The following is a 10,075-nucleotide window of genomic DNA, read 5'->3' as shown; positions in this document are numbered from 1 at the left end:
TGTGGAAGATAACGATTAGAATGTGATATACTATTCAAAACGGTTGACGTCCTTTCTCAGAGTTTTTTGTGGTAATTAAATTCTAAGGACTAAACCGTTTTTTGTATAGAGGGGGTCTCACATCAATTGTAAAGCTACAATCTTTATTTTTTTAAGCCAAAAGGTCATATTTTATAAAATGAAAAAATGTGATAGAATTATACTGATTGAAAAGGAAGCAAAAATCATACTGTCTTTTGGAAGGGATGATTATTGTGGAGGATGCTGGCTTTGTCCTGCGTCCGGGATTGGCTTATTATTATAGGATATCAAGGATAACATCAGATAAAATACATTATAGTATATATTTTGACTGATTAGGAGATTTGGTGAGTAATATGGGGATTAAAGGTGCAGTAATCATTGGCATTTTACTGGAATTGTTATTGGGAGCTGCAGCGGCAGCTTTCTATTTCATGTATTATATACATACACCTACATATTCAATCAATGCCCTTCAGAAGGCAGTACAGGTTGGTAATGTAGAGGAATTTCAGAAATATGTTGATATGGATGCCATTTTGAAAAAAAGCTCCGCAGATTTAGAAAATATAATTACTGATAACAGTGCGATGCGCAAGAAGCTGCAGGATGGTTCTTTTGCATCGGTGTGTAAGGAGGATATGTTATATTTTGTAGCCAATGGTGGCTGGAAAAGGTCTGATGAAATTACAGAGGATGTGGAATTTCAGAACAAAATTGGCCTAAAGACAATGTCTTTCAGACGCATAGAATATGTCGTAAGGGATGAAGCTCCTGAATCTGAGGATGAAGAAAATACAGCTGAGGCAGCTGAAGCTGATAGTGACGGGGATAAGGCAGTCACTGAAGGAGCGACTGCCACTGTAGGTATCAGAGTTTATGAGCCGAATTATGGAGATACCTTTGTTCTGAAGTTTAAGATGCGTCAGATGGCGGATCAGTCCTGGCAGCTGTATGACATCCTGAATTATGGCGACTTTGTCAATGCTCTTATGAAGCAGAATGAACGGGATATGAAGCGTTATGTTGAGAAGGTCCGCGTTATTTTAAAGAATACAGAGGACAAGTTTGCCAAGCTGAAGACAAAAATGCCTGAGATCAATAAGGAATGGATTATTGAATCACAGAAAATAATGAAAGAATCCTGCGAGGAGCTGGACACCCTCAAGGTTCCTGTTGAGGCTGCCAAGCTGAACAGCCTGTTGATTGAACGAAAAGCAATTTTTTACGATATGATGGATGCATATTATGAAAGCCTGAGTTTCCAGGAAAAGGTGAAGGATTACAAGGAGGCTGCAGAAAAAGCGGCCCAGGCAGCCGCCAAGGCCGGTAAAAAGCAAAAGAAAAGCCGACAGCCTAATTTTGACAGTGCTGCTGCCAAGCTGGACGGAGAAATTGCTGAGGTAAATAAAAAGTGGGCTGATAACAAAGCTGAAATAACTAAAATTATTGGCTCTACAGATAAAACTGTAGCCCGGGGTGTAAGAGCAATGCGCAATAATGATGATGATGCTGTCAGACGGGCAAATTATCCTGGCGCCGATACTGCCGGTGATGGTGATGGAGTAAATCCGCTTCGTCCGGAAACATTGCCTGAAATTTCTGCAATAAAATAAATACAAGGAATAATATGTCCCCTTCAGGCTGTTTGGAGGGGGCATTGTTATTGGCTGCAGCAATAAGCATGGGATATATTTTTTGAACGCACAGGGCTTATTTTCTAAATGAATTATTGTCAGCAAATTAAAGAGTCTTTGTATACAATACAAATGTCTTGTGATATAATGACAAGGTGTATCATATATACACTATGACAGGAGTTAAGGTTAAAATGAAAACAAAAAAGACCAATGCGGCACGGATATTGGATAATATGAAAATTTCCTATGAAATCAAGGAATATGAGGTTGATTTGGACGATCTCAGTGCTGTGCATGTAGCTGCTTCAGCAGGGATGGATGTTAAAACTGTTTTTAAGACACTGGTGTGTCGCGGAGATAAAACAGGTGTCCTTATGGCGTGTATACCTGGAGACGGAGAACTGGATTTTAAGGCACTGGCCCGTATATCCGGAAATAAGAGCGTGGAAATGGTTGCCTTAAAGGAGGTCCTGGGGCTGACAGGATACATTCGCGGTGGATGTTCGCCTTTGGGTGCCAAAAAAAATTATCCTGTATATATTGATTCTTCCTGTGAGATGCATTCTTCTATTGCCGTAAGTGCCGGAATTCGTGGGCAGCAGCTGATACTGGAACCCGCAGGGCTTGTAAGGGCAGTGAAGGGCACGCTGGGAAACATAACCCGATAATAATTATCTGGAAATTTATTTTTGACTAATTTGTAGGGGGAAAAGCATGAAATATATAAGTACACGGGGCAACAATCAGAAAATAACCTCAGCAGAGGCAATTATAAAGGGCTTGGCAGATGATGGCGGATTATTTGTGCCTGAGGAAATGCCAAAGGTCGATATGGATTTTATTGAGGGCTTGAGAAATTTATCATATCAGGAAAGAGCCGTCATGGTTTTAAAGCAGTTCCTGACCGATTACACTCAGGAGGATCTTGAGGGCTGTGTTGAAAGGGCCTATGGAAACGGCAAGTTTGATAATAAGGATATTGCACCGGTAAAAGCTTTAAAGGATGTTTCGGTACTGGAATTATGGCATGGTCCTACCAGTGCATTTAAGGACATGGCACTGCAGCTTTTGCCCCAGCTTTTATCAACTGCCCTGGGAAAAACCGGCGAAAAAAATGAGGTGGTTATCCTGGTTGCAACCTCCGGTGATACGGGAAAGGCTGCTCTCGAAGGCTTTAGGGATGTTCCACAAACTAAAATAATGGTATTCTATCCTGATAATGGTGTCAGCAGAATCCAGCGGCTTCAGATGGTTACCCAAAAGGGGGGCAATGTTTCTGTCATCGCCGTAAAAGGAAATTTTGATGATGCTCAAAGTGGTGTTAAGGCTATTTTTAGTAATCAGGGAATAAAGGCGCAATTAATGGAGAAGGGGGTATCCCTGTCTTCGGCTAACTCGATTAACTGGGGAAGGCTTGTACCGCAGATAGTATATTATTTTAGTGCTTATGCTGACCTGCTGAACAAGGACCGTATCAAGGCCGGGGACAAAATCAGTTTTGTTGTTCCAACGGGTAATTTCGGTGATATTCTGGCCGGCTATTACGCCATGGCCATGGGGTTGCCTGTTAATAAGCTGGTATGTGCCTCCAATTCCAATAATGTTCTGACTGATTTCCTGACAACCGGAATTTATGACAGGAACAGGGCTTTTTATAAGACAATCAGTCCTTCCATGGATATTCTTATATCCAGTAACCTCGAGAGGCTGCTCTATCATATTACCGGTGATGCCAATAAGGTTGCCGGCTGGATGCAGCAGCTTGCTGAAGAGGGCTGCTACAATGTGGGTCCTGAGGTGCTGGATAAGATCAAGGCCGTATTTGCCGCTGACTGGTCAGATGATGAGGCTACCGGCAAGCAGATAGCCGATGAATATTCCAAGGAGAAATATGTCGCTGATCCTCATACTGCTGTGGCCTGGAGAGCTGCGGAAAAAGCTTCAGGTATTGGTGAAACCGTGGTGGTATCCACTGCCAGCCCTTATAAATTTAATGAAAGTGTTTTAAATGCCTTGGGACATGATATTAATGGCAAGGATGAATTTACCCTTCTCGATGAACTGGCAAGGGTGAACACAGACGGCATTCCTGCAGGTCTTGCCGGTCTGAAGGGAGCAGATATTTTACATTCACGGGTAGTCGATAAAAACGAAATGAAAAATGTAGTGTTTGATTTTTCGATAAATACGAAACAATAATAATAAATGTGAGTCATATCACAGGAAAAGAATAATTAACAATTTTTGACAAATAGGTGTAAAAAGATTAATATTATAGCAGGGTTCTCTGGATTTTGGAGAACTGTTTATGAAACTATAAATGTTGTAAATGACATCATATGATTTATAAGCTTTTATGCTTATGGGGGTGGTAAGTCATTGCAACAAAATGAAAAAAAGAAAGAGGTAGATAACAAAATGGCAACTATTGACTTGACAAAGTATGGTATCACCGGTGCTACTGAGATTCTTCACAATCCTTCCTATGAAGTACTGTTTGAAGAGGAGACCAAGGCTGGTCTTGAGGGCTATGAAGTTGGTCAGGTAACTGAACTCGGTGCTGTTAATGTTATGACTGGTATCTTCACTGGTCGTTCTCCTAAGGATAAGTACATCGTAATGGATAAGAACTCCAAGGATAAGGTTTGGTGGACTACTGAAGAGTATCCTAATGATAACCATCCAATGTCTGAGGATGTATGGGCAGCTGTTAAGGATATCGCCAAGAAAGAGCTTTGCAATAAGAAGCTGTATGTTGTTGATGCTTTCTGCGGTGCTAATAAGGATACCCGTATGGCAGTTCGCTTCATCGTTGAGGTTGCATGGCAGGCTCACTTTGTAACCAATATGTTCATTCAGCCTACTGCTGAGGAGCTGGAAAACTTTGAGCCAGATTTCGTTGTATACAATGCTTCCAAGGCTAAGGTAGAGAACTATAAGGAGCTTGGTCTGCGTTCTGAGACTTGTGCTGCTTTCAATACTACCTCCAAGGAGCAGGTTATCATTAACACCTGGTATGGTGGAGAGATGAAGAAGGGTCTGTTCTCCATGATGAACTACTTCCTCCCACTCCAGGGTATTGCTGCAATGCACTGTTCTGCAAACTGTGATATGAATGGTGAGAACACTGCAATTTTCTTCGGTCTTTCCGGTACTGGTAAGACTACCCTGTCCACTGATCCAAAGCGTAAGCTCATCGGTGATGACGAGCATGGTTGGGATGATAAGGGTGTATTCAACTTTGAGGGTGGCTGCTATGCAAAGGTTATCAACCTTGATCCTGAGTCTGAGCCTGATATCTACAATGCAATCAAGAGAAATGCACTTCTCGAGAACGTTACTGTAGACGCTAACGGCAAGATTGACTTTGCTGACAAGTCCGTTACTGAGAATACCCGTGTATCCTATCCTATCAATCATATCAAGAACATTCAGCCAGGTTCAACTGCTCCGGCAGCCAAGAATGTTATTTTCCTTTCTGCTGATGCATTTGGCGTATTGCCTCCAGTATCCATACTGACTCCTGAACAGACTCAGTATTACTTCCTGTCCGGATTTACTGCTAAGCTGGCTGGTACTGAGCGTGGCATTACTGAGCCAACTCCTACCTTCTCTGCATGCTTCGGTCAGGCATTCCTTGAGCTGCATCCTACCAAGTACGGTGAGGAGCTCGTTAAGAGAATGACTGCTAACAATGCTAAGGCTTATCTCGTAAATACTGGTTGGAATGGTACCGGTAAGCGTATCACCATCAAGGATACCCGTGGTATTATCGATGCTATCCTCAATGGTGACATCAAATCTGCACCTACCAAGAAGATTCCAATGTTCAACCTCGAAGTTCCTACCGAACTGCCAGGTGTTGATCCTAAGATTCTCGACCCTCGTGACACTTATGCTAATGCTTCCGAGTGGGAGACCAAGGCTAAGGATTTGGCTGGTCGTTTCATTAAGAACTTTGGTAAGTATACTACCAATGCTGCAGGTAAGGCTCTTGTTTCTGCTGGTCCTCAGCTCTAATAAAAGCATTATCCATAAGGTGTTGTATTTTCAGGTAATTAAGAGGGTCTCCTTTTTGGAGACTCTCTTTTCTTACCTATACCGTCAGGATGGGATTATTGATCCTATACCGATATTTCCTCAATAATCATTGGTTGAGTTTTCTCCCCAATTAAGGAGTATTATTATGGATATAGCGATTGTTGATGATGATGATTTTGACAGACATTCTGTACTTAAATATTGTCAGGAATATGTTAAGAAAAATTATCCTGAGGCAGAGTCGACCGTTTCCTATGAGCTTTTCTCAAGTGGCGAACAGTTATTGGATGAATATGAAAAACGCAAGTTTGATTTGATAATCCTTGACATATACATGGGAGAAATTTCCGGCATAGAAACTGCCAAAAGAATTCGCACGATAGATTCAAATGTTAGTATAGTGTTTCTCACCAGCAGTGAGGAGCATCTTTTGGATGGCTATCGTGTATTTGCTGTGGGATATTTTATAAAGCCCATAACTGACAATGTCCAGGATTTTGCTGAAACCTTCAATCACATTTTTCCGGAGCTTTTGGAAAAAAATAAGGGCATTAATATCCGTATTAATGGTACTTTGATAGATATTCCATATAATGAAATAATTTATATTGATATTGGTGATGGACACGCACTTAATATTCACCTGGCAACCCATGTTTTATCATCCACGATGAATTATGCCGAATGCTGTGATTTGCTTTTGGTGGATAAAAGGTTTTTGGAGTGCCATCATCGTATAATCATCAATATGGATTATGTTGAATCTATGGATGCTGATGATTTTACAATGACAGATGGCAGCAAGGTGCCTATCAGCCGTCGGAAGCGTCAGGGAGTAAAACTTGTATATATGAACTATATGGTGAATAAATAATCTGTTTATTATTCAATATATAAATCAGTAATTTAATAAAATACCTAAAAAGGGCGGAGATAAAATTTTTAGATTTTATCTCCGCCCTTTCAATTTTATGTATCAAATTGGGAATTCCGGTTTGAAGAATCCCATTTTATGATCAGTTGATACCAGTTATTGTCATTTTTTGTAGCAAGGTTAGCGTCATATTTTTGGATGAAGGTATCCAAAAATTGTATTTCTGAGGTTTGGTATGAATCAAAAAAAGGAAAATTACACTTTAATAATATTGATACGCCCGGACTTTCCTCCTGCATGTTAACATCAACAAAATTATTAAGCTTGGAGGGTGCTTTTGTTAATATCAGCTGAAGTAATTTTGATAAAAGCAGGGAAAGGTCTCTTTCAGTGGAAGGCTCCAAGGAAATTACTGATATATCCTTGTGAATTGTTACTCTGTGTTCCTTGGCAAGCTTTTCATAGGTTTTTAGGAGGGAATCAATTAGCGGAATAGGAGATACAGGCACCCGGAGCATTTTTTTCAGCATTTTGGTCTGGGATATAATATGCTGTTTGATACTATCATCCTTTCCTTCTTCCAATAGGGTGTATATAATGCGATAGCTGTGCCGTAAATCGTGGCGCAGTACAGAAAGGCGTTCTTCATTTTCCTGGATAAGCTGATTTTGGCGTTTCAAGTATCGAAGCTGGTGGAGCATAACAGAATTATTATGGGTTAATTCCTGTTTTTTTGATATTTCATAGGAATTGAACTGTATTACAGAATATAAAATGAAAAATATTATCGGGATAGTCAGGCGGGAAAGTCTTTCTTCCCAGCTTGGCAGGAAGGTTATATTGATGATGTTCATGGAGGTGCCAAGATAAATGGATATAGGTAACAGGGCAATCAGCCAACGCAGTGTTGTATCTGAAAAAAATAGATTATCTGGCAGGAGACTTGAAAATAGTTTCTTGGTCCATGGCAAAGTCAATGCAAAGATTAATATCCATAAAATGAGGTGGATATGGAGAAGCTCTACATTATTTTCCCCGAACAGGCTGGAGATGATCATATTGGCAAATGAATGGAGCATGAATGCGTAAAGGGCCTGTATACCATAAACAAATAAATGTTCAGGTATTTTATGCTTTATATAGTATAAAGTTATCAGGACATATGGAATCCAGCCAATAAAAAAGATGAGCTTATAGCTGGAATAATTGATTCCCAGCTTCATGAGGAGAAACGAAATCAGGATACAGTCAGTTATTGCCCATATATTATACCTTTTCCAGATTTTTGTTATTAAATCTGGTGTCAGTTTTTCCTTAAAGGGCAAAAAACGGCAATATGCACCTATCAGATGAATTATAGCTGCCAGGACTGCATAGGTTATTATCATCATGACAGTTCATCCCTCCAGTACATAAAAAATCTTACCCAGCCGTTATCCTGGGTGTAAGCAGCATAGCCATTGTATTTTGCCAAAAACATTTTCAGGGAAACCATTCCTATTCCATGCCCCGTTTTTTCTGTAAATAGTAAGCCATCCTTATTGATATTCAGTTTGCCAGAATACCTGTTGGCAATTGTGAGGAAACATTGTTTTCCATTATATTGAATAATAAGGGAGATTTCCCTTGGCTGATTATTCTCCTTCATAGTGGCATTAACTGCATTTTCCAGCAGGTTGGATATCAGAATAGCAAAATCATTTTCTTCAGTATTTAAATTGGCAGGTAAATTTACTTTGTGCGTAAATTTTATATCAAGAGCCTGGGCACGGGCAAAATATATTGATATTGCAGTGTTTAGAAGAGGCAGATCGGAAAATGGGATTATGGTGGTATCAGACAGCTTTTTTTCCTGCTCCTTGATAAACAGTTTAATCCTCTCATATTCTCCATAGTTTACCAAATGCAGGAGATTTTGATAGCCATCAAGGAAATTATGGTTCAATTGATTTATCATTTCAGCATTTTTCTTCATCAGGCGCTGTCTGTCTTCCAATGAATCCATTTCACTTGCAAGCAGCTTGGAATTCATGGCGAGCTTATTGTTATCATTAAAATGCTTTTTGGCTACGACAACATAACGGTAACAGCAAAGAAAGACAATAATGAGATATAATCTGGATAATCGTTCTTCCCAGGAATGCCATAGTTCATTATCTGCCCACAGCAATAAATGGGTAATTAAAACAGTTAGTGGAAGAATGGCTACGCAAAAGCCAATGGTAGAATACTGGAAAAATTCATTTGAAGGTAATAGCCGGCTGAATATATTTTTTTCAATAGGGAAAAGCAGTAATACAAGACCAAGATTCAAGCTGGTATGTGTGAGGAAGATATACTCTATGGAAAAATCTGAAAAAAACAGTACCAATATAATACTGCAAATACTGTGAAGGCAGAAGCTCCATATTGCTGACATACCGAAGATAAATATATGAAAGTGTTTTTTACACTTAATTTGCAGCATAAAAATAACAAGATAAGGAATCCAGCCCAGAAAAAGTATGAATTTGTAGGTGGTCACTGATATTCCAAGATTAAACATGAACAGATAATATGCAGCGAAGCTGATAGCTGCCCATAGCATCGTGGTCTTCCACAACCTTTTGATGGTTTTTTTGAGCATTATTTCCTTAAAGGAAAGGAATCTTAAGTATGTATGGGAAAGCTGTAATAAAATAATCACAGTAACAAGTAGAAATATAATAAAATCCATAAAAGCCTCTTCGTAAGAAATTCAAACAATAAATCGATTGTCAAGGAATTTTTTTATTTAGAAATGACCACTTTTTGGAAAAAGTGACCACTTTTTAATTTTATATTGCACAAAGATAAAATATCTGATAAAGTTTTTCTATCCATTGGTGGGATAAAATGTCCTGTATGAAAAAAATACCATGAAGCGGGCTAATTTGCAAGGCGGGTATGAAATTTACCCTCAGGATGGGTTCTGTAATGAGCTTGTGGATTAGTACCGTTATCCCACTGTATAACAAGGATAAGGACATAATGATGTTTGTCACATCAGTGACAGAAGGGGGTAATTTATGAGAAAAATTTTTAGTGCTATGCTAGTTGCAGCAACAATTTTCGTTGGGGCACAGGGAATGGTAAGTGCAGCAGCCTTGTTGGAGGATACTACGACACCAAATATTGTGCTGCGTGAGGATGAGGATGTCACTCTCGTTGTGGATGAGCCTGTTGAGTCCGGGGATATTCTGGTGGACGAAGACGGAGATGTCTGGGAAGTACAGTAAATTACTGCTCCCCAGCATTTAGCGAATGCTCCTTTTTGTTAATATGGCCTTGTGCTTGAATTACCAAAAAGGAGCGTTTTCGTGTGGATACAAATCGCAGCTTTTATAACGCCATTGTTCAAATTTTTCTTCTTTAGAAGAAAAATCTTCCAATTAGCGTTTCAACGAGCTGGGAGATATGCTCGCCAGCTGTTGTAGTTTGTTTTCCCCCACCTAAAGAGGAAGGGGACATCTTAAAGCTC

Annotated in this window: 8 protein-coding genes; 6 read left to right on the top strand and 2 right to left on the bottom strand. The window is 39.7% G+C overall.

Annotated elements, in window-relative coordinates; all coding sequences use genetic code 11:
* The first annotated feature begins 377 nt into the window (after positions 1 to 377).
* The 5 genes from K6C05_RS03785 (at position 378) to K6C05_RS03765 (ending at position 6,576) form a co-directional block, all read left to right on the top strand.
* A complete protein-coding gene (locus K6C05_RS03785; RefSeq protein WP_296731418.1) occupies positions 378 to 1,637 on the top strand; it encodes a hypothetical protein in 1,260 nt (419 codons plus the stop codon).
* A 215-nt stretch (positions 1,638 to 1,852) separates the two neighbouring features.
* Complete coding sequence (gene ybaK / locus K6C05_RS03780; RefSeq protein ID WP_296731416.1) at positions 1,853 to 2,329, top strand: Cys-tRNA(Pro) deacylase; 477 nt, start codon at positions 1,853 to 1,855, stop codon at positions 2,327 to 2,329.
* 46 nt (positions 2,330 to 2,375) lie between these two features.
* Positions 2,376 to 3,860, top strand: a complete 1,485-nt coding sequence (gene thrC / locus K6C05_RS03775; protein WP_296731414.1) for a threonine synthase — start codon at positions 2,376 to 2,378, stop codon at positions 3,858 to 3,860.
* Between the two features lie 219 nt (positions 3,861 to 4,079).
* Entirely contained in the window at positions 4,080 to 5,681 is a 1,602-nt protein-coding gene (gene pckA / locus K6C05_RS03770) for a phosphoenolpyruvate carboxykinase (ATP) (RefSeq protein WP_296731419.1), read from the top strand.
* Positions 5,682 to 5,847: 166 nt separating this feature from the next.
* Positions 5,848 to 6,576: a LytTR family DNA-binding domain-containing protein gene (locus K6C05_RS03765; protein ID WP_296731412.1), complete on the top strand. Its 729-nt coding sequence runs from the start codon at positions 5,848 to 5,850 to the stop codon at positions 6,574 to 6,576.
* A 95-nt stretch (positions 6,577 to 6,671) separates the two neighbouring features.
* On the opposite strand, the gene K6C05_RS03760 is transcribed toward K6C05_RS03765, so the two are convergent.
* Together K6C05_RS03760 and K6C05_RS03755 are read right to left on the bottom strand one after the other, a co-directional pair.
* Positions 6,672 to 7,967, bottom strand: coding sequence for a hypothetical protein (locus tag K6C05_RS03760; protein WP_296731409.1), 1,296 nt, complete (start codon positions 7,965 to 7,967; stop codon positions 6,672 to 6,674).
* Positions 7,964 to 9,262 (bottom strand): GHKL domain-containing protein, encoded by a 1,299-nt coding sequence (locus K6C05_RS03755; protein WP_296731407.1) that lies wholly within the window; start codon positions 9,260 to 9,262, stop codon positions 7,964 to 7,966. Before K6C05_RS03755 ends, K6C05_RS03760 begins: the two co-directional genes overlap by 4 nt.
* A gap of 361 nt (positions 9,263 to 9,623) precedes the next feature.
* Between K6C05_RS03755 and K6C05_RS03750 the strand changes: the two genes are divergently transcribed.
* Positions 9,624 to 9,833, top strand: coding sequence for a hypothetical protein (locus K6C05_RS03750; RefSeq protein ID WP_296731404.1), 210 nt, complete (start codon positions 9,624 to 9,626; stop codon positions 9,831 to 9,833).
* The last annotated feature ends 242 nt before the right edge of the window (positions 9,834 to 10,075 follow it).

It is taken from the genome of Anaerovibrio sp. (assembly GCF_024697385.1).
GTDB lineage: Bacteria > Bacillota > Negativicutes > Selenomonadales > Selenomonadaceae > Anaerovibrio.
This window is presented reverse-complemented; position numbering and strand designations above follow the sequence as displayed.

What these genes read in the sequence shown, in the direction of transcription:
- K6C05_RS03785 (WP_296731418.1), top strand. Translation starts at nt 378, where the DNA reads ATGGGGATTAAAGGTGCAGTAATCATTGGCATTTTACTGGAATTGTTA.
- ybaK (WP_296731416.1), top strand. Translation starts at nt 1,853, where the DNA reads ATGAAAACAAAAAAGACCAATGCGGCACGGATATTGGATAATATGAAA.
- thrC (WP_296731414.1), top strand. Translation starts at nt 2,376, where the DNA reads ATGAAATATATAAGTACACGGGGCAACAATCAGAAAATAACCTCAGCA.
- pckA (WP_296731419.1), top strand. Translation starts at nt 4,080, where the DNA reads ATGGCAACTATTGACTTGACAAAGTATGGTATCACCGGTGCTACTGAG.
- K6C05_RS03765 (WP_296731412.1), top strand. Translation starts at nt 5,848, where the DNA reads ATGGATATAGCGATTGTTGATGATGATGATTTTGACAGACATTCTGTA.
- K6C05_RS03760 (WP_296731409.1), bottom strand. Translation starts at nt 7,967, where the DNA reads ATGATGATAATAACCTATGCAGTCCTGGCAGCTATAATTCATCTGATA.
- K6C05_RS03750 (WP_296731404.1), top strand. Translation starts at nt 9,624, where the DNA reads ATGAGAAAAATTTTTAGTGCTATGCTAGTTGCAGCAACAATTTTCGTT.